The organism is Pseudomonas sp. 32A (genome assembly GCF_052682255.1).
Window position 1 is genome coordinate 4,361,367 of record NZ_JBQYLY010000001.1, and the last position, 23,717, is coordinate 4,385,083.

At 60.6% G+C, this 23,717-nt stretch carries 21 protein-coding genes and 1 tRNA gene; 16 read left to right on the forward strand and 6 right to left on the reverse strand.

Annotated features, from left to right (window positions below):
- The first annotated feature begins 204 nt into the window (after positions 1-204).
- From ACUN0G_RS20045 to ACUN0G_RS20120, 16 genes are all read left to right on the forward strand, one after another.
- Positions 205-426: an FmdB family zinc ribbon protein gene (locus tag ACUN0G_RS20045; RefSeq protein WP_003209804.1), complete on the forward strand. Its 222-nt coding sequence runs from the start codon at positions 205-207 to the stop codon at positions 424-426.
- Positions 427-534: 108 nt separating this feature from the next.
- Complete coding sequence (gene aspS / locus ACUN0G_RS20050; protein WP_003209808.1) at positions 535-2,310, forward strand: aspartate--tRNA ligase; 1,776 nt, start codon at positions 535-537, stop codon at positions 2,308-2,310.
- 151 nt (positions 2,311-2,461) lie between these two features.
- Positions 2,462-3,208, forward strand: a complete 747-nt coding sequence (locus tag ACUN0G_RS20055; RefSeq protein ID WP_445574106.1) for a YebC/PmpR family DNA-binding transcriptional regulator — start codon at positions 2,462-2,464, stop codon at positions 3,206-3,208.
- Positions 3,209-3,388: 180 nt separating this feature from the next.
- Positions 3,389-3,913, forward strand: coding sequence for a crossover junction endodeoxyribonuclease RuvC (ruvC, locus tag ACUN0G_RS20060; protein WP_003209812.1), 525 nt, complete (start codon positions 3,389-3,391; stop codon positions 3,911-3,913).
- Positions 3,914-4,028: 115 nt separating this feature from the next.
- Positions 4,029-4,640, forward strand: a complete 612-nt coding sequence (ruvA, locus tag ACUN0G_RS20065) for a Holliday junction branch migration protein RuvA (RefSeq protein WP_010169952.1) — start codon at positions 4,029-4,031, stop codon at positions 4,638-4,640.
- Entirely contained in the window at positions 4,641-5,699 is a 1,059-nt protein-coding gene (gene ruvB, locus ACUN0G_RS20070) for a Holliday junction branch migration DNA helicase RuvB (protein WP_017475679.1), read from the forward strand.
- 138 nt (positions 5,700-5,837) lie between these two features.
- On the forward strand, positions 5,838-6,293 hold the full coding sequence (gene ybgC, locus ACUN0G_RS20075; protein ID WP_258347410.1) for a tol-pal system-associated acyl-CoA thioesterase: 456 nt from the start codon (positions 5,838-5,840) through the stop codon (positions 6,291-6,293).
- A 1-nt stretch (position 6,294) separates the two neighbouring features.
- Positions 6,295-6,990, forward strand: a complete 696-nt coding sequence (tolQ, locus tag ACUN0G_RS20080) for a protein TolQ (RefSeq protein WP_048727035.1) — start codon at positions 6,295-6,297, stop codon at positions 6,988-6,990.
- A gap of 23 nt (positions 6,991-7,013) precedes the next feature.
- The gene (gene tolR / locus ACUN0G_RS20085; RefSeq protein WP_161635741.1) at positions 7,014-7,466 is read left to right on the forward strand and encodes a protein TolR; all 453 of its coding nucleotides are present in this window, start codon (positions 7,014-7,016) and stop codon (positions 7,464-7,466) included.
- Positions 7,466-8,539 carry a cell envelope integrity protein TolA gene (tolA, locus tag ACUN0G_RS20090; protein ID WP_445574107.1) on the forward strand — a complete coding sequence of 358 codons (1,074 nt, stop codon included), beginning with the start codon at positions 7,466-7,468 and terminating at the stop codon, positions 8,537-8,539. Before tolR ends, tolA begins: the two co-directional genes overlap by 1 nt.
- A gap of 17 nt (positions 8,540-8,556) precedes the next feature.
- Entirely contained in the window at positions 8,557-9,837 is a 1,281-nt protein-coding gene (gene tolB, locus ACUN0G_RS20095; RefSeq protein ID WP_173860414.1) for a Tol-Pal system beta propeller repeat protein TolB, read from the forward strand.
- A 55-nt stretch (positions 9,838-9,892) separates the two neighbouring features.
- Positions 9,893-10,393 carry a peptidoglycan-associated lipoprotein Pal gene (gene pal, locus ACUN0G_RS20100; protein ID WP_003209827.1) on the forward strand — a complete coding sequence of 167 codons (501 nt, stop codon included), beginning with the start codon at positions 9,893-9,895 and terminating at the stop codon, positions 10,391-10,393.
- 6 nt (positions 10,394-10,399) lie between these two features.
- Positions 10,400-11,233, forward strand: coding sequence for a tol-pal system protein YbgF (gene ybgF / locus ACUN0G_RS20105; protein WP_023659229.1), 834 nt, complete (start codon positions 10,400-10,402; stop codon positions 11,231-11,233).
- A gap of 164 nt (positions 11,234-11,397) precedes the next feature.
- Positions 11,398-12,045: a 7-carboxy-7-deazaguanine synthase QueE gene (gene queE, locus ACUN0G_RS20110; RefSeq protein WP_076017424.1), complete on the forward strand. Its 648-nt coding sequence runs from the start codon at positions 11,398-11,400 to the stop codon at positions 12,043-12,045.
- Position 12,046: 1 nt separating this feature from the next.
- The gene (gene queC / locus ACUN0G_RS20115) at positions 12,047-12,724 is read left to right on the forward strand and encodes a 7-cyano-7-deazaguanine synthase QueC (protein ID WP_445574108.1); all 678 of its coding nucleotides are present in this window, start codon (positions 12,047-12,049) and stop codon (positions 12,722-12,724) included.
- Positions 12,725-12,787: 63 nt separating this feature from the next.
- Positions 12,788-12,863, forward strand: a tRNA-Lys gene (locus tag ACUN0G_RS20120).
- Between the two features lie 116 nt (positions 12,864-12,979).
- Here the strand turns inward: ACUN0G_RS20120 and pstB are convergent.
- The 6 genes from pstB to ACUN0G_RS20150 form a co-directional block, all read right to left on the reverse strand.
- Positions 12,980-13,759 carry a phosphate ABC transporter ATP-binding protein PstB gene (gene pstB, locus ACUN0G_RS20125; RefSeq protein WP_003209835.1) on the reverse strand — a complete coding sequence of 260 codons (780 nt, stop codon included), beginning with the start codon at positions 13,757-13,759 and terminating at the stop codon, positions 12,980-12,982.
- Entirely contained in the window at positions 13,759-14,631 is an 873-nt protein-coding gene (gene pstA / locus ACUN0G_RS20130; protein WP_258347400.1) for a phosphate ABC transporter permease PstA, read from the reverse strand. The genes pstB and pstA overlap by 1 nt, the downstream gene beginning before the upstream one ends.
- Positions 14,628-15,623, reverse strand: coding sequence for a phosphate ABC transporter permease subunit PstC (gene pstC / locus ACUN0G_RS20135; RefSeq protein WP_445574109.1), 996 nt, complete (start codon positions 15,621-15,623; stop codon positions 14,628-14,630). Before pstC ends, pstA begins: the two co-directional genes overlap by 4 nt.
- A gap of 62 nt (positions 15,624-15,685) precedes the next feature.
- Positions 15,686-16,702 carry a phosphate ABC transporter substrate-binding protein PstS gene (gene pstS, locus ACUN0G_RS20140; protein ID WP_258347396.1) on the reverse strand — a complete coding sequence of 339 codons (1,017 nt, stop codon included), beginning with the start codon at positions 16,700-16,702 and terminating at the stop codon, positions 15,686-15,688.
- Positions 16,703-16,875: 173 nt separating this feature from the next.
- Complete coding sequence (locus ACUN0G_RS20145; RefSeq protein ID WP_445574110.1) at positions 16,876-21,831, reverse strand: hemagglutinin repeat-containing protein; 4,956 nt, start codon at positions 21,829-21,831, stop codon at positions 16,876-16,878.
- Positions 21,832-21,934: 103 nt separating this feature from the next.
- The gene (locus tag ACUN0G_RS20150) at positions 21,935-23,650 is read right to left on the reverse strand and encodes a ShlB/FhaC/HecB family hemolysin secretion/activation protein (RefSeq protein WP_445574111.1); all 1,716 of its coding nucleotides are present in this window, start codon (positions 23,648-23,650) and stop codon (positions 21,935-21,937) included.
- Positions 23,651-23,717 lie beyond the last annotated feature (67 nt).

Below are 23,717 nucleotides of genomic sequence, written 5' to 3' on the forward strand. Positions count from 1 at the left end.
GCCAGGCTCGGGATTGCCCCGGGTCGGGCGCCTGGCAGAAGCGTGCCACAGCCACCTATATAAAGAGCAGCGCGCCGCTACGGCTGCACAGCCTCGATTTACCAGATATAATCCCGGGCTTTGCTGCGCATGCCGGGACTTTCCCACGGGATAGAGCCAGGGCAGGGCGTGGCGCAGTAATGATCTGATCGCCGAGACATCTCCATGCCCATGTACGACTATCAATGCGCTTCCTGTGGTCATCAGTTGGAAGCCATTCAAAAGATCAGCGCAGCGCCGCTGGTCGATTGCCCTGCCTGCCAGGCTCCGGAGCTCAAGAAGATGTTGTCCATGCCGGGCTTTCGCCTGAGTGGCAACGGTTGGTACGAGACCGATTTCAAGACCGGTTCGAAGAAGAATCTGGCCGGCGGCGACAAAGCAGACTGAGTTGAACTCTACGCGCAGGCTCCTGCATTATCCGTCACCTGACTTAGCTGTACGGTGATGAGGCAGGCCTCCACCGAATTTCGAATTACGAGAAGCGAAACCACTATCATGATGCGCAGCCACTATTGCGGCCAACTGAACGAGACCCTGGAAGGTCAGGAAATCACCCTTTGCGGATGGGTTCACCGTCGCCGCGACCACGGCGGGGTGATCTTCCTCGATATCCGTGATCGTGATGGTCTGGCCCAGGTGGTATTCGATCCGGACCGCGCCGAGAGCTTCGCCGCCGCCGACCGCGTGCGCAGCGAGTACGTCGTGAAGATCACCGGCAAGGTTCGCCTGCGTCCGGCCGGTGCCACCAACGCCAACATGGCGTCGGGCATGATCGAAGTGCTGGGTTACGAACTGGAAGTGCTGAACGAGTCGGAAACCCCGCCGTTCCCACTGAACGAGTTCTCCGACGTTGGCGAAGAAACCCGCCTGCGGTATCGCTTCCTGGACCTGCGTCGCCCGGAAATGGCCGAGAAGCTGCGTCTGCGTTCGCGCATGACCACCAGCATCCGTCGCTTCCTGGACGAAAACGGCTTCCTCGACGTCGAGACGCCGATCCTGACCCGTGCTACCCCGGAAGGCGCTCGCGACTACCTGGTGCCGAGCCGTACCCACGCCGGTTCCTTCTTCGCCTTGCCGCAATCGCCACAGCTGTTCAAGCAGTTGCTGATGGTTGCCGGCTTCGACCGTTACTACCAGATCGCCAAATGCTTCCGTGACGAAGACCTGCGGGCCGACCGCCAGCCGGAATTCACCCAGATCGACATCGAGACCAGTTTCCTCGATGAAAAAGAGATCATGGGCATCACCGAGCAGATGATCCGCAACCTGTTCAAGGAAGTGCTGAACCTGGAGTTCGGCGAATTCCCGCACATGACCTTCGAAGAAGCCATGCGCCGTTACGGTTCCGACAAGCCGGACCTGCGTAACCCGCTGGAACTGGTTGACGTTGAAGACCAGCTCAAAGACGTCGACTTCAAAGTGTTCAGCGGTCCGGCCAACGACCCGAAATGCCGTATTGCCGCCTTGCGCGTTCCTGGCGCTGCGAGCATGCCGCGCAAGCAGATCGACGACTACACCAAGTTTGTCGGCATCTACGGTGCCAAGGGCCTGGCGTACATCAAGGTCAACGAGCGCGCCAAGGGCGTTGAAGGCCTGCAGTCGCCAATCGTCAAGAACATCCCTGAAGCCAACCTCAACGTGATCCTTGATCGTGTTGGCGCGGTCGACGGCGATATCGTGTTCTTCGGCGCCGACAAGTCGAAGATCGTCAGCGAAGCGCTGGGTGCACTGCGGATCAAGGTCGGTAACGACCTGAACCTGCTGACCTGTCAGTGGGCGCCGATGTGGGTTGTCGATTTCCCGATGTTCGAAGAGAACGACGACGGCAGCTTCAGCGCGCTGCACCACCCGTTCACCGCGCCGAAGTGCACGCCGCAAGAGCTCGAAGCCAACCCGGCTGGCGCTCTGTCCCGTGCCTACGACATGGTGCTCAACGGCACCGAGCTGGGTGGCGGTTCGATCCGTATCCACCGCAAGGAAATGCAGCAGTCGGTCTTCCGCCTGCTGGGCATCAACGAAGATGAGCAGCAAGAGAAGTTCGGCTTCCTGCTCGATGCCCTGAAGTACGGCGCGCCGCCTCACGGTGGCCTGGCCTTCGGCCTGGACCGTCTGGTGATGCTGATGACCGGTGCCCAGTCGATCCGTGAAGTGATTGCCTTCCCGAAAACCCAAAGTGCTGCCGACGTCATGACGCAAGCACCGGGTGTGGTGGATGCCAAGGCACTGCGCGAGCTGCATATCCGTCTGCGCGAGACACCAAAGGCTGAGTAAGGCCGCAGCGTGAAAGCGCGATAAGGTTTTACATTGTCAGCTAAGGGCGCATCTTCGGATGCGCCTTTGCGTTACAAGGGCTGCACGTTAAAGAGGGAAGTCCCGCCTGGGGCGGGATTGACAGGTTTCTACAGAATTTCGGAGTTGTGTTATGGCTGGCCATTCCAAGTGGGCGAACATCAAGCACCGCAAAGAGCGTCAGGATGCCAAGAAAGGCAAGATCTTCACCAAGTGGATTCGCGAGCTGACCGTCGCCGCGCGCCAGGGTGGCGGTGACCCGGGCTCCAACCCGCGTCTGCGCCTGGCCCTGGACAAGGCCCTCGGTGCCAACATGAGCCGCGACATCATCGACCGTGCCGTGGCCCGTGGGGCTGGTGCGGCCGATACCGACGACATGGTCGAGTTGAGCTACGAAGGCTACGGCCCGGGTGGCGTGGCGGTGATGGTCGAGTGCATGACCGACAACCGCAACCGTACTGCGGCCGCCGTGCGCCATGCGTTCAGCAAATGTGGCGGCAACCTGGGCACTGACGGTTCGGTAGCCTACCTGTTTGAGCGCAAGGGGCAGATTTCCTTCGCGCCGGGCGTTGACGAAGATGCACTGATCGAAGCCGCGATGGAGGCCGATGCCGACGACGTGGTGACCAACGAAGACGGTTCCATCGACGTGTTTACCTCGTTCGCGGGTTTCTACGCTGTGCGTAACGCTCTGGAAGCGGCGGGTTTCAAAGGTACCGATGCGGAAATCGTGATGCTGCCCACCACCAGCGCCGAGCTGGACCTGGATGGCGCGCAGAAGGTGCTCAAGATGCTCGACATGCTTGAAGACCTGGATGACGTGCAGAACGTCTACTCCAATGCCGATATCCCGGAGTCGGTAGCCGAACAGCTCGTTTAAGAGCACCAAAGATCCAATGTGGGAGCTGTCGAGCCTTGGCGAGGCTGCGATGGCATCAACCCGGTGTAACTGATGCACCGAGGTGCCTGTATCGCAGGCAAGCCAGCTCCCACAGGGATCTATGCTGATACACAAACCATGTGCCTGGCGCATCCGCTTTAAATCCAATCCGCAGGCGTTATGACTCTAATCCTAGGTATCGACCCCGGTTCGCGAATCACCGGCTTTGGCGTGGTCCAACAGACCCCGCGAGGCTGCGTGTACGTGGCGTCGGGCTGTATCCGTACCGGCGCCGGCGAGTTGGCCGAGCGCTTGCAAATCGTCTATCGCGGCGTGCGTGAAGTGATCCAGACCTACGGGCCAGTGACCATGGGCATCGAAAAAGTGTTCATGGCAAAAAACGCCGACTCGGCCTTGAAGCTCGGCCAAGCCCGGGGTGCGGCCATCGTGGCCGGTGCCGAGGAGGGCATGGAGATCGCGGAATACACCGCGACCCAGGTCAAGCAGGCCGTGGTCGGCACCGGTGCGGCCAACAAGGAGCAGGTGATGATGATGGTCATGCACATGCTCAAGCTCACCGCCAAACCGCAAATCGATGCCTCTGACGCCCTGGCCATTGCCATTTGCCACGCCCATACCCGTTCCAGCCTGATGCCCCACGGCTTGGGGACGGCACGCAGTCGTGGCGGCCGGCTGCGTCTCTGATAGCATCAGCGCAATCATTCTGCGTGGGGTGCATGAACGGCCTGTCGTGGCGGCCGGCACGCCCGCGTTATTACCGGTCAGGCCTTGATCTGAGCCGATTCTTAAGGATTCGAACGTGATTGGACGCTTGCGCGGCACCCTGGCTGAGAAACAGCCGCCGCACCTGATTCTGGATGTAAACGGGCTGGGCTATGAGCTGGAAGTGCCCATGACCACCCTCTACCGCCTACCGTCGGTCGGTGAACCGCTGACCCTGCACACCCATCTGGTGGTGCGCGAAGACGCGCAATTGCTCTATGGTTTCATTGGCAAGCGTGACCGGGACTTCTTTCGTGAGCTGATCCGCCTCAACGGCGTGGGCCCGAAGCTGGCGTTGGCGCTGATGTCGAGCCTGGAAGTGGATGAGCTGGTGCGCTGTGTGTCGGCCCAGGACACCTCGGCGCTGACCAAGGTGCCAGGCGTTGGCAAGAAAACCGCCGAGCGCTTGCTGGTGGAACTCAAGGATCGCTTCAAAGCCTGGGAGGTCGTGCCGAGCATGTTCGCCCTGGTGCCTAACCAACCGGACGCGCCGGGTGTGCCGGTGGCCAGTGCCGAAAGCGATGCAGTCAGCGCGCTGATCTCCCTGGGCTACAAGCCCCAGGAGGCGAGCAAGGCGGTGTCGGCCATCAAGGACAAGAACCTGAGCAGCGAAGACATGATCCGCCGCGCCCTGAAGGGAATGATTTAAGTGATTGAAGCTGATCGTCTGATCGCGGCCACCGGCCCCCGTGACCGTGAAGAAGTCCAGGACCGGGCCATTCGCCCCCTGAGCCTCGCCGAATATATTGGTCAGCCCACCGTGCGCGAGCAGATGGAGCTGTTCATCCAGGCCGCGCGCGGGCGCAGCGAGTCATTGGATCACACGTTGATCTTCGGCCCGCCGGGCCTGGGCAAGACCACTCTGGCCAACATCATTGCCCAGGAAATGGGCGTGTCGATCAAGTCCACCTCCGGCCCTGTGCTGGAGCGACCGGGCGACCTGGCGGCGCTGCTGACCAACTTGGAGCCCCACGACGTACTGTTTATCGACGAGATCCACCGGCTTTCGCCCATCGTCGAAGAAGTGTTGTACCCGGCCATGGAAGACTTCCAGCTGGACATCATGATTGGCGAAGGCCCGGCCGCGCGCTCGATCAAGCTCGACCTGCCACCGTTCACCCTGGTGGGGGCTACTACCCGTGCGGGCATGCTGACCAATCCGCTGCGAGACCGTTTCGGGATTGTTCAACGTCTGGAGTTCTATAGCACGGCGGATCTGGCCACCATCGTCAGCCGTTCGGCGACTATCCTCGGCTTGCCCCTGGACCCGGAAGGCGCGTTTGAAATCGCCCGCCGCGCCCGTGGTACGCCGCGGATTGCCAATCGGTTACTGCGACGGGTGCGCGACTTTGCCGAAGTTCGGGCCAAAGGGCATATCACCAAACCCGTGGCAGACCTGGCGCTGAACCTGCTGGATGTGGATGAGCACGGCTTTGATCACCAGGACCGGCGCCTGCTGCTGACCATGATCGAGAAGTTCGACGGTGGCCCGGTGGGTGTGGACAGCCTCGCGGCAGCCATCAGCGAAGAGCGGCACACAATTGAGGATGTACTGGAACCGTACCTGATCCAGCAGGGCTACATCATGCGTACGCCGAGGGGGCGTGTGGTCACCCGGCATGCGTATCTGCACTTTGGGTTAAACATTCCGTCACGATTGGGCGAGATGCCCGTGGTAGACGAATTCCTCGATGCAGTAGACGATTAAAAACGCTTGGCGATTCGATTTATTCGGCGTTTGTGCTGTCCTAGTGGCTGGCGTCGTCATTCTTTCGTTAGAAATGTGCCACAGAATGAAAAACAGTTGCCTGGCCGGATTGGCAACCTGAGGAGTAAGCACTAGAGTATGCGCGCGCAAAACGGGGATCAGTCGTTCGCACATCGCTGTCGCGTTTATTACGAGGACACCGATGCCGGCGGCATCGTTTATTACGTCAATTACCTAAAGTTCATGGAGCGGGCTCGAACCGAGCGGCTACGGGAGCTGGGCTTTGCCCAATCCCAGCTGGCAGGGGAGGACCTGTTGTTTGTCGTGCATTCCAGCGAGGCGCGTTACCACGCGCCGGCGCGACTGGACGATGAATTGCTGGTCAGCGCAGAAATAACCGAATTGAACCGTGCCAGCCTGCGCTTTAAACAGCAGGTCAGGCGGGCTACGGATGCAACGCTGCTCTGTGAGGGGCAGTTCCTGGTGGCCTGTGTTCGCACCAATAGTTTGAAACCCCGGGCCATTCCCGAAGCTCTACGCACGGCCTTTGCCGGCGTGAGCGGCGCGGGTAAACATTCAGAGCAGGAGATTTAGCGTGGAACCTACCGTCGTCGACCATTCCTCCATGTGGAGCCTGGTCAGCAATGCCAGTGTCGTGGTTCAACTGGTGATGCTGATTCTGGTAGCCGCATCGGTTACCTCTTGGGTCATGATTTTTCAGCGCAGCAACCTGCTGCGTGCCGGTCGACGTGCCCTGGAGAGCTTCGAAGAGCGCTTCTGGTCGGGTATCGACCTGTCCAAACTGTATCGCCAGGCCGGCAGCAACCCGGACCCGGATTCGGGCGTCGAGCAGATCTTCCGCGCCGGCTTCAAGGAATTCTCCCGTCTGCGCCAGCAGCCAGGCGTTGACCCGGAAGCGGTCATGGAAGGCGTGGCCCGTGCCATGCGCGTAGCGATTTCCCGCGAAGAAGAAAAGCTTGAGCAAAGCTTGCCGTTCCTCGCCACCGTAGGTTCCGTCAGCCCGTACATCGGCCTGTTCGGTACCGTGTGGGGGATTATGAACTCCTTTCGCGGCCTGGCCCAGGCCCAGCAAGCGACCCTGGCCACCGTGGCCCCGGGTATCGCCGAAGCGCTGATCGCCACCGCCATCGGCCTGTTCGCAGCTATTCCCGCAGTAATCGCCTACAACCGTTTTGCCGCTCGTGGCGAAACCTTGATCAGCCGTTACTACACCTTCGCCGATGAATTCCAGGCGATCCTGCACCGTAAAGTGCACACCAGCGAAGAATAAGCAGGTAATTCCCAATGGCTTTAATCGCTCGAGCTCGCAAAAAGCGCAAGCCGGTCGCCGAGATGAACGTAGTGCCTTACATCGACGTGATGCTGGTGCTGCTGGTTATCTTCATGGTGACCGCGCCGATGCTCAATCAGGGCGTGAAGGTTGATCTGCCCAAGGTTTCCAGCGAAGCCTTGCCGCAGGACAACAACACCCAGGTCCTGACCATTTCGATCAAGGCTGACAAGACCTATTACTGGAACCTTGGCAGCGAAGTCGACACTCAGAAACAGCAGGACAAGGCCATGACCTTGCCGCAGATGACTGATGCTGTGACCAAGATCATTCGCGCCGGCAACGAAGGTGGCAAGCACACCCAGGTGTTCATCCGCGGCGACAAGGTCGTCGACTATGGCTCCGTGATGGGCGCCATGGGCGGGCTGCAGAAGGCCGGCGTCGGTAACGTTGGCTTGATTACCGAGGCGCCCTGATGCACCAACAGCGAGAGCCGTCCGCCTCGGAAAGCTTCTTCTGGCCTAGCGTCTGGGCGATTGCCCTGCACGTCCTGGTGTTTGGCATGCTGTTTGTCAGCTTTGCCATGACCCCGGACCTGCCGCCAGCCAAGCCGATCGTGCAGGCGACCCTGTATCAGCTGAAATCGAAAAGCCAGGCCACCACCCAGACCAATCAGAAGATTGCGGGTGAGGCCCAGAAGTCGGCTGCGCGCCAGACTGAAGTCGAGCAGATGGAACAGAAGAAGGTCGAGCAGGAAGCGGTGAAGGCTGCTGCGGAACAAAAGAAAGAAGAGGCGGCTCAAAAGGCCGAGGAATCGAAAAAGGCTGACGAGGCGAAGAAAGCTGACGAGGCTAAAAAGGCTGATGAAGCCAAGAAAGCCGATAAAGCTGCCGAAGCCAAGAAAGCTGAAGAGAAACAATTGGCTAATATAGCCAAGAAGAAATCTGAAGAAGAAGCCAAAAAAGCGGCTGAAGAAGAGGCCAAGAAAAAGGCCGCTGAAGACGCGAAGAAAAAGATAGTCGAAGACGCGAAGAAAAAAGCCGCCGACGACGCCAAGAAGAAAGCTGAAGCTGACGAGGCGAAAAAGAAAATCGCCGACGATGCGAAGAAGAAAGCTGCCGCCGACGCCTCCAAGAAAAAGGCCCAGGAAGCAGCACGTAAATCGACCGAAGACAAAAAGGCCCAGGCCTTGGCCGATTTGCTTTCCGACACGCCGCAGCGCCAGCAAGCCTTGGCCGATGAACGTGGTGACGAAGTCGCGGGCAGTTTCGATGACCTGATTCGTTCACGGGCAGCGGAAGGGTGGACCCGTCCTCCTTCGGCACGTAAAGGCATGACAGTAGTGCTGCAGATCGGCATGTTGCCGGACGGCACGGTGACCTCGGTCAGCGTGGCCAAGTCCAGTGGCGACGGTTCGTTCGACAGTTCGGCGGTAGCAGCGGTCAAGAACATTGGCCGGTTGACCGAGATGCAGGGAATGAAACCAAGCGACTTCGCTCCCTACCGTTCATTCAAGATGACATTCACACCTGAGGATCTAGCCTTGTGAGAAACCTTCTTCGAGGAATGCTTGTCGTTATTTGCTGCATGGCAGGGATAGCGGCGGCGGATGAAAAGAACATCCTGGTCACCAGCGGTAGCGATCGGGCCACCCCGATCGCCGTTGTACCGTTTGGCTGGCAGGGCGGCAGCGTGCTGCCGGACGACATGTCGCAGATCATCAGCGATGACCTGCGCAACTCCGGTTACTACGCACCGATCGACAAAGGCAACATGATCAGCCAGCCGACCCAGGCCAGCGAAGTCATCTTCCGCGACTGGAAAGCGCTGAACGCCCAGTACCTGATGGTGGGCAGCATCACGCCTGCCGGCGGTCGCCTGCAGATCCAGTACACGTTGTTCAACGTCGCGACCGAGCAGCAAGTGCTGACCGGCAGCGTGTCGGGCACCACGGATCAACTGCGGGACATGGCGCACTACATCTCCGACCAGTCGTTTGAAAAGCTGACCGGGATCAAGGGTGCCTTCTCGACTCGCCTGCTTTATGTAACGGCAGAGCGTTTTTCGGTAGACAACACTCGCTACACGCTGCAGCGCTCCGACTATGACGGTGCTCGCGCCGTGACGCTGCTGCAATCCCGTGAGCCGATCCTGTCGCCTCGCTTTGCACCCGATGGCAAGCGTATCGCCTACGTGTCCTTTGAACAGAAGCGTCCGCGGATCTTCGTTCAGCACATCGATACCGGTCGCCGTGAGCAGATCACCAACTTTGAAGGCCTGAATGGCGCGCCAGCCTGGTCGCCGGATGGTTCGCGCCTGGCATTCGTATTGTCCAAAGATGGCAACCCGGACATCTACGTGATGAACATGGCTTCGCGCCAACTGAGCCGTGTTACCAGCGGCCCGGGCATCAACACCGAACCGTTCTGGGGCAAGGATGGTTCGACCATCTACTTCACCTCAGACCGTGGTGGCAAGCCGCAAGTCTACAAAACCAGCGTGAGCGGCGGCGGCGCCGAACGAGTGACCTTTATTGGTAACTACAACGCTGCACCGAAGCTTTCGGCTGATGAAAAGACGTTGGTGATGATTCACCGTCAGGATGGTTTCACTAATTTCCGGGTTGCGGCCCAGGATTTGCAGCGTGGAACGGTAAAAATCCTTACAGATACCAACCTTGATGAGTCAGCTACTGTTGCGCCCAACGGCACCATGGTAATCTACGCCACCCGCCAGCAGGGCCGGGGAGTCTTGATGCTCGTGTCCATTAATGGACGCGTAAGGCTCCCGCTTCCTACCGCACAAGGCGAAGTCAGAGAACCGTCCTGGTCCCCTTACCTGAACTGACGCGGCGCTACAAAAAGAAGTACTTAACACACTGGGGTTCATTAGGAGTTTCACGATGGAAATGCTGAAGTTTGGTAAGTTTGCTGCTCTGGCTCTGGCTCTGTCCGTAGCCGTTGGTTGCTCGTCTAAAGGCGGCGACAATGCCGGTGAAGGCGCAGCTGTTGATCCAAACGCTGGTTACGGCGCTAACACTGGTGCAGTTGACGGCTCCCTGAGCGAAGAAGCTGCTCTGCGCGCTATCACCACTTTCTACTTCGAATACGACAGTTCGGACCTGAAGCCAGAAGCCATGCGCGCTCTGGACGTTCACGCGAAGGACCTGAAAGCTAACGGCGCTCGCGTTGTTCTGGAAGGTAACACCGACGAACGTGGTACTCGTGAGTACAACATGGCACTGGGCGAGCGTCGTGCGAAAGCCGTTCAGCGCTACCTGGTACTGCAAGGTGTTGCTCCAGGCCAACTGGAACTGGTTTCCTACGGTAAAGAGCGTCCAGTTGCTACTGGCCACGACGAGCAGTCCTGGGCTCAAAACCGTCGCGTCGAACTGCGTAAGTAATTCGTCATGCGAACGTGCCGTCGTGCTCTAACTGTATTGGCTCTCAGCCTGGCACCGCTTGCGGTGTGGGCTGCGGTTCCTGTGGAAGATAGCAACTCTGGCTATAACAATAGCGGGAGCAGTTATCCGCCAGCGGGTTATGGCACGAACGGCGCCTATGCCGGGGGCGCGGCTACGGCCGCGCCTTCGGCACAGGGCGAACTGTTCAACCAGCTGCAACGCATGCAGGATCAATTGTCGCAGCAACAAGGCACGATTGAGGTTCTGCAGAATCAAGTGAACCAGCTGAAGCAAGAAGGCCTGGAGCGTTACCAGGATCTTGATCGACGTATTGGAGCCGGCGTTACACCAGCCGCCACTCCTGATAATTCTTCTGCCGGTGGCGCCGCAAGCGCCGCCGGTGGTGCAGCAGCAGGGGCCGCAGCTGCGAGCCAAGCCCCTGCCGCCAGCAGCGAACCGGGTGATCCGGCGAAGGAAAAGCTGTATTACGACGCAGCCTTCGACCTGATCAAAGCCAAGGATTTCGATAAGGCCAGCCAGGCTTTTACCGCATTCCTGCGCAAATACCCGAACAGCCAGTACGCGGGCAACGCCCAGTACTGGTTGGGCGAGGTGAACCTGGCCAAGGGTGACCTGCAAGGTGCAGGTCAAGCGTTTGCCAAGGTCAGCCAGCTGTACCCCAAGCACGCCAAGGTGCCGGATTCGCTGTACAAACTCGCTGACGTAGAACGCCGCCTGGGTCATACCGACAAGGTCAAAGGCATTCTGCAGCAGGTGGTGGCCCAATATCCGGGTACCTCCGCTGCTCAGTTGGCACAGCGGGATCTGCAACGCATGTAAGCGTCGCAACCCGTTCAGAAGAAACCCGCGCCCTGCGCGGGTTTTTTCGTTAGAATCCACGCCCTTTTATGACACACGCTTCCTGGGGTTTACGCGTTGGCGGAATTCCTTGAAGTGCCTGACGGAGGCGGACAGCCTGTTTAGCTGTTACGCCCGTGGCGACTATGCAAGACACATTACGTATCACCGAAGTTTTTTACTCGTTGCAGGGTGAAACGCGCACTGCCGGGCTGCCCACTGTATTTGTGCGCCTCACCGGTTGCCCGCTGCGTTGCCAGTACTGCGACAGCGCCTACGCCTTCAGTGGCGGCACCGTGCGTACCCTTGACGACATTCTCGAGCAAGTAGCCGGTTACCGGCCGCGCTATGTCTGTGTTACCGGTGGCGAGCCACTGGCACAGCCTAATGCCATTCCCCTGCTCAAGCAGTTGTGTGACGCTGGTTACGAGGTGTCCCTGGAAACCAGCGGCGCCCTGGATATTTCTGCGGTCGACCCTCGCGTCAGCCGGGTCGTCGACCTCAAGACCCCGGGTTCCAAGGAAGCGCACCGCAACCGCTACGAGAACATCGAGCTGCTGACGGCCAACGACCAGGTCAAGTTCGTCATCTGTTCCCGCGAAGACTACGACTGGGCGAACTCCAAGCTGATCCAATATGGCCTGGACCGCCGCGCCGGCGAAGTGCTGTTTTCCCCAAGCCACCATGACCTGAATGCGCGTGACCTGGCTGACTGGGTTGTCGCAGACAATCTGCCGGTGCGCCTGCAACTGCAGTTGCACAAGTACCTGTGGAACGACGAGCCGGGGCGCTGAGATGACTGATCAAAAGCGTGCGGTCATTCTGCTGTCCGGTGGCCTCGACTCTGCCACCGTGGTTGCCATGGCCCGTGCCGAAGGCTACAGCTGCTACACCATGAGCTTCGACTACGGCCAGCGCCACCGCGCCGAGTTGGATGCTGCTGCCCGTGTCGCCCGCGATCTGGGCGTGGTGGAGCACAAGGTGATCGGCCTGAATCTAGACGGCATGGGTGGTTCGGCGCTGACCGACAGCTCCATCGACGTGCCACAAGGCCCCAGCGAAGGCATCCCGGTGACCTACGTGCCGGCGCGCAACACGGTCTTTCTGTCCCTGGCCCTCGGTTGGGCCGAAGTGCTGAACGCCCGCGACATCTTCATCGGCGTCAACGCCCTGGACTACGCCGGTTACCCCGACTGCCGTCCCGAGTACATCGAGTCGTTCGAGCGCATGGCCAACCTCGCTACAAAGGCCGGTGTAGAAGGGCAGGGCTTTCGCATCCTGGCGCCGCTGCAGAACCGCAGCAAGGCCGATATCGTGAAGGCTGGCGTAGGACTTGGCGTCGATTACTCGCTGACCGTTTCCTGCTATCAGGCGGACAATGACGGCCGTGCTTGTGGGAAATGCGACAGCTGCCGACTGCGTGCTGAAGGCTTCCAGGCGGCCGGAATCACTGACCCAACGCGTTATTTCTGATTTAATTTAAATAAGGTGTTGAATAATCCTTAGAAATCAGTATTATACGCGCCACCACACAGCGGGTCGTTAGCTCAGTTGGTAGAGCAGTTGGCTTTTAACCAATTGGTCGTAGGTTCGAATCCCACACGACCCACCATTTTTGGCGGTTTAGAAAATCCGGAAGGCCCACGCAAGTGAGGATTTCCGGGTTTTTTTTGCCCAACAAAAGCCGATCACTCTCATGGCAGAGAGTGATCGGCTTTTTTGTTGAACCTAGCCAAACCGCCCGGTGATGTAGTCCTCGGTCTGCTTCATCTTCGGCTTGGTGAAGATCTCATCCGTATTGCCATGCTCAATCAGCTCGCCCATGAACATGAACGCCGTGCTGTCGGACACCCGCGCGGCCTGCTGCATGTTGTGGGTCACGATAATCACCGTATATTGCTCTTTCAGCTCGGTGATCAGCTGTTCGATACGCCCGGTGGAAATCGGGTCGAGTGCCGAGGTCGGTTCATCCAGCAGCAACACCTGCGGCCGCAGCGCAATAGTGCGGGCGATGCACAGGCGTTGCTGCTGCCCGCCTGAGAGACTCTGGGCGCTCTGCTTGAGTTTGTCTTTCACCTCATCCCACAGCGCGCCGCCGCGCAAGGCTTGCTCGACTCGATCATCCATTTCCCGGCGCGACAGCTTTTCATGGTGGCGTACGGCATAGGCGATGTTGTCGTAGATCGACATGGGGAACGGCACCGGCTTCTGGAAGACCATCCCGACATGACTGCGCAGGCGGTTCATCGAGTAGCCGGGGGCGAGGATGTTTTCGCCGTTGAGCAGCACTTCGCCGCGGGCTTCCTGCTTGGGGTACATCGAGTAGATACGGTTGAACACCCGCAGCAACGTCGACTTCCCGCAACCCGATGGGCCAATGATCGCGGTGATGCGTTTTTCCGGAATGTCGATGTCGATGGATTTCAGCGAACGCTGGTTGTTGTAGAAAAACTCCAACCCACGGACACGGATTTTGGTTTTTTCAGGATCAAGGCGGGTCGATTGCATCAGTGGGACCTATTGCGCAAAAGAATCAGGCGAGACAGCAAGCTCAGCACCAGCACGAACATCGTCAGTACCAAGGCGCCTGCCCATGCGAGGGAGTGCCAGTCATCGAAGGGGCTCATGGCGTACTGGAAAATAACCACCGGCACGCTGGCGATCGGTTTGAGCAGGTTGCTGCTCCAGAACTGGTTGCCGAAGGCAGTGAACAGCAGCGGGGCGGTTTCGCCGGTAATCCGAGCCAGCGCCAGCAGGATGCCGGTCACCACGCCGGCCTTGGCGGCTCTCAGCACGATCTGCAACGTCAGCTTCCATTGCGGCACGCCCAAGGCCAGGGCGGCCTCACGCATGGTGGAGGGCTGCAGTTGGAGCATCTCGTCGGTCGTCCTCACCACCACCGGAATCACCAGCAGTGCCAACGCCAGGGCGCCGGCAATGGCAGAGAAACCGACCTGGTGATTGGTCAGCAGGTTCAGCGGCAGGATCACGCCGGTGTAGATGAACAAACCGAGGACGATCGAGGGCGCGGACAGCAGAATGTCGTTGATGAAACGCACCGTGGTACCCAGGCGCGAATGCCGTGCGAATTCCGCCAGCCAGATACCGGCCATCAGCCCGATGGGCGTGCCAATCAGCAGCGCAATCCCGGACATCAGGGCGCTGCCATAAAACGCGTTGGCCAGGCCGCCGTCTGTTCCGGGGGGTGGTGTCATCTCGGTAAACAGGCGCAGGTTGAGTGCCTGAAAGCCGTTGATGATGGTGGTCAGCAGAATCCACGCCAGCCACAACAGGCCAAAGGCGGTGGCGCCACAACTGAGCAGCATGGCCACGCGGTTCTTGAAGGCACGCTTGCGGTACAGGCGGTCGTTGCTGTTCATAGGCCCTCCTTGCGTGACAGGCGCATGAGCATCAGCCGCGCCAGTGCCAGCACCACGAATGTCACGATAAACAGCAGGAAGCCCAGGGCGATCAGCGCCGAGCGATGCAGGTCGGTATAGGCCTCGCTGAACTCGTTGGCGATGACCGACGCGATGGAACTGCTGGGCATCAGCAACGAGGCGGAAAACTGTTGCGCGTTACCCAGCACGAAGGTGACGGCCATGGTTTCACCCAGTGCGCGGCCGAGGCCGAGAAAGATCCCACCAACCACGGCCGAGCGGGTGTAGGGCAACACGATGTCCCACACCACTTCCCAGGTAGTACTACCGAGTGCGTAGGCCGACTCCTTCAATTGAGTCGGCACACTGCGGAAAACCTCATGCATCACCGACGTAATGAACGGCGTAATCATGATCGCCAGCACGATGCCGGCAGTCAGCATTCCGATGCCCAGCGGCGGTCCCTGGAACAGCGAGCCAATAAACGGAAGCGCACCCAGGTAATCGTTGATCCAGGGTGACAAGTGTTCTGCCATAAAGGGCCCGAAAACAAACAGTCCCCACATGCCGTAGATGATCGAGGGAATGCCCGCGAGCAATTCAACGGCGGAGGCGACCGGCATTCTCAGCCAGGGCGGCGCCACTTCAGTCAGGAAAATCGCGATGCCGAAACTCACGGGCACCGCAATCAGCAACGCGAGGAAGGAGGTGACCAAGGTGCCGTAAATCGGCACCAGGGCGCCGAAGTGGTTGTTGACCGCATCCCAGTCGGTGCTGGTAATGAAACCGAAACCGAAGGTCTTGAAGGCCAGGCCGCCGCCCCACAATGTCGAGGCGGCGATGCTTGCCAGCAACAGCAAGACCAGCATGGCGGCCCCGAACATCGAGCGTTTGAACCACAGGTCGTTACGCTGATCGCGAGCGGCGCGGCTGTCACCCGACACATCGCTCGCGTGAGTGGTCATGGCCAGAGGATGGACAGTTTCGTTCATATCAGATGTGCTCACCCCCTTGCTCAAGCAGGTGCCTGGCAAGGGGGTCATGGGAGGACGGATCAGTGGGCGAAGTCGGACTTCCAGTAACCTTCGATCCGGGTCACGAGGGAATCAGGCAACGCGACGTAGTCCAATGCCGCAGCCTGCTGTTGACCTTTCTCCAGCGACCATTTGAAGAAGTTGAAAGCGGCCTGGCTTTGCTCGGCGTTCTTTGCCTGCTTGTACATGATGATCCAGGTGGTCGCCGTGATCGGCCACGCGTTCTCGCCCGGTGCGTTGGTCATGATCAGGTTGAAGTCCTTGGCGTTGGCCCAGTCGGCGGTATCCGCCGCTGCCTGGAAGGCCTTGGCGTTGGGCTCGACGAATTTGCCGGACGCGTTCTTCAGTGAGGCGTAAGTCATCTTGTTCTGGAGGGCGTAGGCGTATTCAACAAAGCCGATGGAATTCTTGATCTGCTTTACGTAGGCCGAAACACCTTCGTTACCCTTGCCACCCACACCGACCGGCCACGGCACGGTGGTGCCGAAACCGATTTTGCTTTTCCAGCCATCACTGACTTTGGAGAGGTAGTTGGTGAAGTTGTACGAGGTGCCCGAACCGTCCGAGCGGTGGACCACGGTGATATTCGCGCCGGGCAGCTTCAGGCCGGGGTTGAGCGCGGCAATCGCCGGGTCGTTCCAGGCCTTGATGTCACCGAGGAAAATCTTCGCCAGCACCTCGCCATCGAGTTTCAGCTGGCCTGCTGCAACGCCTTCGACGTTCATCACCGGCACGATGCCGCCAATCACGCTGGGGAACTGGCCGAGGCCGCCGGCCTTCAGTTCGTCTGCCGACAGCGGTGCGTCGGAAGCGCCGAAATCCACGGTGGCAGCCTTGATCTGGGCGATGCCGCCGCCAGAACCGATGGACTGGTAGTTGATCCGGTCACTGGAGCTTTTGCTGTATTCCTGGGACCACTTGGACAGCACCGGGTAGACGAAACTGGAGCCTGCACCCGTGACGTCAGTGGCGTGAGCGACACCACTCAGGCACAGGGCAGCGAACAACACTGACAGACTCTTTTTGGTCAGCAACATCACGACGACACCTCAAAGGAAGGGGGTAGGTGGAGGGCTCCACCTGTCTGGGACGTGACGATTTAATTCCTGGGATGTTTCTGTTTAATGACGGTTTGGCTTTATGAAGAAACATTTAGAAATGTTTGTTCCGGTGAAGGCGGGCGTGCCCGTCTGCACCGGAACAGGGTTGCTTAGTGGGTGCCTTGATCAATCCCGGCCTGTAGCTCCTGGCTATTACTGTGCCCGCCTGCCCGCAGCGGTCCGAGGTTGATGGCTTGATCCTTACGCGTTGCGTCGTCCTGTTTGCGCGTCAATTCGTCCTTGGCGCCCAGCGCCAGATTGACCGGTGACTTCGAGACGTTCAGCCCGACATCCGCGCGATAATCGCTGCCTGTCAACGTGGTGGCGTTTACCGCCGAACCACCCAAATCGACCTTGCCTTCCGAAGCCCCGATGCGCGCACCGGTCAGCCGAGTCTCACCGCCCACCTGCAAATTCACGCCTTGGGTACCGCTGATGCCCGAGGCCTGAGTGACGCTGTCCTTGGCGATGTGGCTGACGTCCAGGTTCAAGGTCGGGGTGTAGGCGGTGGTGCCACTCTTGTCGCCGAACAACACGCTTTCTGCGGTATTGGCCACCGAGCTGCCGGTGGTGTTCTTGCCGCTGACGGCGTAGCTGTCACTGGTTTTCGGCCAGAGCTTTTCCTTGACGCTGGACAGGCGCGTGCCCAGTGCGTCCTTCTTCTCGGCGAGGTAAGTCTTGGCCTGGTCCACGCGGGTGCCGAAGGCGCCACGGGGCTCGGGGTTCACGTCGTAGCTACCGCTGCGGGTGAGTTTTTCGCCCAGGCGTTCCTTGGCGTTGCCGACGCTGTTGACCAGGTTGTCCTTGGCCGAGGCCAGGTGTTCGGTGCCCTTGTCGACGGCGTTCTCGAGTTTTTCGCGGTGCTTGTCGAACGCGCCTTCCGCCTTGGCCTGCACTTTGTCCTTGAGGGGGCCGGTGGTCTTGGCGAGTTTGTTGACCACGCCAGGCTGGTTTTTCTCGACGTCCAGCTTGGCATCGACGTTGACCTGGGTACTGCTGACATGATCCTTGCGGCTCTCGACCACCAGGTCGCCGCCGATCTTGCCGCTCACCTGATTCGCGTCGATCCGTGCCCCGGACAATCGGGTATCACCGGCACTGTTGATCACCACGGTGTCGGCCTTGATCTGGCTGTCGTGCTGAGTGGTGCCTTGCCGGTAATCGACGTCGACCTTGGCCCGGGCATTGATGCCGTGCTGGGTCTTGGGTGTGTCGTGTTCACCCGCGTTGGCCAGCGTGGTTTTGCCGCCGCTGCCGCCCGCGCCCAAGGTCACGCCCCAGCTGTCATGGGCCTGGGTCGATTGCGCCGACTCTTGCAGGATGCCGCCATTTACCGCGTCGAGGCGCACGTTGCCGGCTTCGATTTGCGTGCCTTGCAGGTGGATGGCATCGGCGCTGTTGCCGCCGCTGGCGAGCGTCACGTTGCCGTTGCTGTGCAGCTGTCCGACGCTGACGGCCTGGTCGTTTTCCGCGCCCTTGCCGATGTTGAAGTTGGCGCTGAGGCTCCCGGTCTTGCCGCTGCTTTCAGCGCTGCTGGTCTTGCCCGCGCCGACGTTCAGGCCGCCGCCCAGGTTGCTGGCGCTGCTGACGTGGTGATCGGTGGCGGCTTGCAGGTCCAGCTTGCCCCCGGCGGCGAGGTTGATGTCACCGGTCTTGGCGGTGCTGCTGCCAATCCGGGTGCCTTGCAGGGTCAGGTCGGCGCCGCTGTTGAGTTGCACCGGACCTTTGCCCTGTAGGGTCGCGACCCGGGCCTGGCTGTCCTGGGTGTCCAGGCGCTTGTTGTCCAGCTGCACACCAGCACCGAGGTTGACGTTATTGCCGTTGGTGCCCGGCGCCGTGCCCACGGTCAGCGAGCCATTGCCGCGCAGGGTGCTGCTGGTTTTGCTCTGGGTGTCGTTGGCTTGATTCAGCGCCAACTCGCCGCCCGTCTTGAGGTCGACTCCGGCCCGGCCACCGTTGAACTGGCTGCCTACATAACGCGCATCGCCCTTGACGTCGATGCTCACGCCCTGGGCCCCGGCGTAGCTGCCGACCACTGCCGTGCTGCTGGATTCGCGTACGTCACTGCTGCCGCCTGCGCCGCTGCCGCGCACGTTCAAGTCTTCACCCGTGGTGGTGTAGACCCGCACGCCGGCCTTGGCGTCCACGCCTTGCTCACTGCTGCTGTGGGTATTGGCGGCAGCGGTGGCAAGGTGGCTGCCGGCATCGATCTTCAGGCCGCCATCGGTGGCGCGGTATTGAGTGCCTTCATCCTGCAATTTGCCAGCGACATTGACCTGCACCGTGCCGCCCGTGAACTGGCTGACCACTGCTGTGCTGTCCTGCTGTGTGCGGGTCTTGTTGGTATGGCCGACTTCAACATCAAGCCCGACATTGGGTTGTTCGAACGCGTCCAACAGCCCTGGCTGATGAAACTTGCTTTGGGCCACACCTTCGATGGCTTTTTCGATGGGGCGGGTGATGCCTTTGTATTCGACATTGGCGCCGACATCGGCCGTCCAGCCATTCTCCTTGTGGGTGCTCGACTCACTGTTATGCGCCGCCTGGTTGTCGACCTGGGCAGCGTTGACCTGCAGCCCGGAACCGGCCTTGACCTGTGCGCCCTGGCTGGTGAGGGTGTTGCCGGTATTGATGGTCAGCTTGCCGGCCGCCGCAACGGTGCTGGTGTGCGCGGTGGTTTTGCTGTTGGTGTCGTGGCTGCTTTGATGGCTGAACTGCGCGCCGCTGCCGGCCCTGTCGAGGCCGCCGGTGTAGTAGACGCCGCCGCCGGTGGTGGTCTGCTCGGTGGTGTTGGCCGTGCTGTCATGCGTCGCCAACAACTCGACATTTTTCCCGCTCAAGGTCGCATCACCCTGGGTGGCCTTGAGGTCTGAACCCTCGACGCTCAAATCGCCACCTGCGGTGACGGCCAGGGTGCCGCCGCTGAGGCTGGAGGCTTGTTGGCGGGTGGTGTCGGTGTGGCGGGTTTTCTGCTGGTCTTCGTAGTTCACGCCTGCGCGGTACTGGCGCGTGCCGTCGGCGGTTTCCTTGGCGTAGCCATCAAAACCCCGGGTGTGAGTGCGGGTGGTATCGCCGGAGGTGTTTTCCGCCGAGGCGATCTTGATATCACCCTTGGCGTCAGCCGTCAGTTCGCCTGTGGCAGACACCTTGGAACCACTGACTTCGATGTCCTTGGCGCTGCGCAGTGCGAGGTTACTGTCCGAGCGCAGTTCGCTGGCGACCACGGTGCTGTCTTTGAGGTTCTTGCGGCTTTCGTCCTTGGAGATCCCGAAGAACTTGCTGTCCTGGCTGTAGCGGTTGTCGTGGGACGTGTCGCGCACGCCATCGATCACCAGCGAACCCTTGTCGCTGATGACGCTGGCCTGTGTGCCGCCACGGGCCTGGCTGCCGCTGATGCGCACTTCATCGGCCCTCACGATCAGCTTGCCGTCAGCGTTGACCTTGCTGCCGGTATTCAGGGTTTTGCCCTTGTCGCCGTCGCCTTTGGAACCGAAGAAACTGCCGCCCACCAGGTCTCCGGAGTACCCGTTGTCCCGGCTGCTCTGGGTGCGGCTGGCGCTGGTGATTTCCACGTGCCGGGCGGCCAGTTGAATATCCCCCGGGGTTTTCAGTTCGGCGCCTTGCAATTGCAGGGTCTGCCGGCCTGTCAGTTCCAGGTTCTTGCCAGCCTTGAGGCCGCTGGTGATGCTGCGTTGTTCGCTGGCGGACTTGTCCCAGTCGGCTTTCCACAGGTGCTTGCGGTGGTTGCCCTGGTCGCGGGTTTCATGGGTCTCGGTGGCTGCGGTCAGGCGCAAGTCTGCGCCGCTGTTGACGCGCACGGTGTCGCCGGCTTCGACATGGCTGGCCTTGATCTCGGTGTTGGCGCCGGAAGACAGCGCGGCATTCTGCTGCGCGACGACGCTGTTGCCGTGCTGGCGCGAGTCCTTGTCGGTGGTGGTGCGGTCGTAGGTTTCGTAGGTGAAAAGGAAGTTGCTGTTGTTCCACTGCTCACGCTTTTCCTGGAACTTGCGGCTTTCCAGGCTGCTCAGGGTCAGGTTGCGGCCAGCGTCGAGCTTGACGTTGCGCCCGCCAACATCGGTGGCGGCCAGGCTCAAGTCCTTGGCGCTGTGCAGGTCGACATCGCCCTGGCGGCTCTGCACCCCGGCGCGGGTGGCCTCGAGGCTATTGGCGTGCACCTGGCCGCTGATGTCGAGGTCGCCGGCCGAGCGGATGTTCACGCCGTCCTGCCCATCCACTTGCACGGCCCCCACGCGTACGCCGGCACCTTCGGCGGTGCTGACGATATTGATCCGTCCGGCCTGCATCGCACCGAACAGGCTGGCGTCGATACGTTGCTCCCCGGTCTTGCTGGCCGGGTCCACCTGGCGCACCTGGCCGCTGGCAACGTCGACCTGATTGCGCCCGACCGTGAGGTTCAATTGATCACGGGCGCTGAGCCGGCCATCGCTGTCGATGCGCGGTGCGATCAGGTTGATCGAGCCGTCACGGTTTTGCAGGCCCTGGGCTTGCACCGTCAGTTGGCCGCTTGCATCACGGGTGTCCAAGCCTTGCAGCTTGCCATCGTTGAGCTCGGGACGGCCGACGACCAGGCTGGCGTTGGGGGTGTTGATGAAGCTGCCACCGTTGACAGAAATCCCGTTCGGGTTGGCCAGCACATAATCCGCCGCCCGGCCAAAAATCTCCTGTGCACCGTTGAGGGCCGAGGCGTTCCGACTCACCACTTCATTGAGGATCACGCTCGCTGCCTGGCCCTGGAACTGTGGGTTGGCCGCCAGGTGCCCGGCGAGCTGAGATTGCCCGGCCTGCAAAGCGTTGTTCAACACCACGCCTTGGCGGTCGACGTTGTAGTCGAGAAATTGATTGTGGGACAGGCCGCCGGCATTCGGCGCGACGATATTGACGATGGGCACGCCCGCCTGGTTTTGCAGTTGCGGGGTGCCGCCGGGCCCTTCGACGACGGTCAAGCCGCCGGCCAGTACGAGTTGAGGTAACAGGAACAGGCTGGCGATGGCCCAGCGCAGTTTGCCCTGGGGAGAGAGGTGAAAGGCATGAGTGTGAGTCGGCATAAATAGTCTCGCTCTGTTGGCTGATCGGTGAAGTGCGTCGTTCGGTGCAACGCTGCCGTGCTGATCAGGTGCTGCGTTTATTTCAGGCAAATCAGGTGTCGGCTCATATCTGCAAACTAAGGCGCGTCAGCCAGACCTCCGGCTCCTGGGCAAACCCCGCGGGGGTGTTCAAGTTGCGTTGGTAATCGAGGTCGAGTTGCACGTTCTTCCAGCTCAGGTTGAGCCCGGCACTGGCGCCGCTCAGGCGTTGGCTGCGGGCGCCGTATTCACGCTTGACCCAGCCGTTGTCCAGGCCCAGGCGCGGGGTGATCTTGAACGGCAGGTCGCTGTTGAGCGGCAGGCGCAAGGTGTTGCGCCACACCGCACCGATGGCGCCGGACGCGTTGTTCTCGCGATAGCCACGCACCGCCGAATCGTCAGTCACCAGCAGTTGTTCGATGGCAGGCAATGCATCCGGGCTGTATTGCACCGACAGTTGGCTCTGCCACTGCCACGGTTGCCCGAAGAGCTGGCCATTGCGCCATTGGGTGAGGTTGGCGCGGTACTTGTGAAATTGCGCCTGGGGCAGGTTTTTCACCACTTGATCGGCGTCGCGGTCGGCGCCGAACCAGGTCAGGCCCTGGGCGTAATTGACGTCCAGGTTCCACACTGCGCTGTTGAGCCAGAACAGATTTACGCCGGCCTCGGCCACGGTCAGCGTCGGGCTCTGGATACCCAGCCGAACCTTTTGCAGATAGCTGTCGACGTCCTTGTAAGCCAGTTGCAGGTTGGCGCTCAGTTGATGGCTTTGGTCGCGCCACAACACCCGGTCGGTGCGCAGGCTGACTTGATCGGTGCGGCCGCTGTTATAGAGCGTGGTGCGGCTGAGCTTGAACGGCGAGCGGTATTCGGCATGGCTGGCGAACAGGCTGTAGGTCCAGTAACCGTAGGGGATGGAATAAAACAGGCTGTTGCTGCGGCTGTAACGCGGGCCGTGGTTGAGGGTGTCGCTGAAGCTCAGGTTAAGCGCGTCGTTGAGCTGCAACGGGCTGTCCAGGCTGAGGCTGACCGCATTGCGATCACGGCCGGTGCCGGCACTGCCGAGGTTGTCGACGCCAAGTCCCAACGACCACCGCGAGGCAGTGCTGCGCGAGCGCAGGATGATCCGTGAGGCACCCGCTGCGCCGCCAGGGGCGATGTCGGCGGTGAGGTCAACCGAGCGCAGGCGATTGAGTTGGTCCAGGCCCTGTTCCAGGTCCCGCAGGTTCAGCGGCTCGCCGAGCATGCCCGGGAATGCCCCGCGTAACGACACGGGCAGGCTCTGGTCGGCCAGCTCGATGGCTTCGACGTAGCCTTCTTCGACATGAATCGCCAGCGGCTGTCCGGCGGCCGGGGGGCTGGTCAGGTACGGACGGCTGGCAATGTAGCCGGCCTCGACATACAGGCGGGTGATTTCGGCCAGCAGGCGGTTGATCTGCGCGGCGCCCATGCACGGCGCCACATAGGGTTCGATGCGGGTGTCCAGTTCAGCCTTGTTGAACAGCGTGACACCGGCCACGCGGGTACCGCTCAGGGGCCAGCAGCGCTGATCCTGAGTGGTGTTCGCGGGCAATGCTGGCGTGGCCGGCGGCGGTGCGAAGCTGCCTCGCTGGAGTTGTCGCTGACGCTGTTCCAGTTGCAGTTGCTGCAGGTCGCGCTGCTGTTGCTGCTGCAAGCGCAGTGCTTCCTGGCCAGGCACCGGCCCATCGGCGGCGGCCGCCGGCAGCGTGCACAGGCAGAGCAGGGCCGTGACCAGTTTGTGGGTGCCGCTGTGGCGTTTGGTTGAGGGCTGATTCGGCACTCGACATCCTTAACGTAGAAATACGCACGATCCATGCCCCTGAACCAGGCGGTTAACCCAGGGGCTT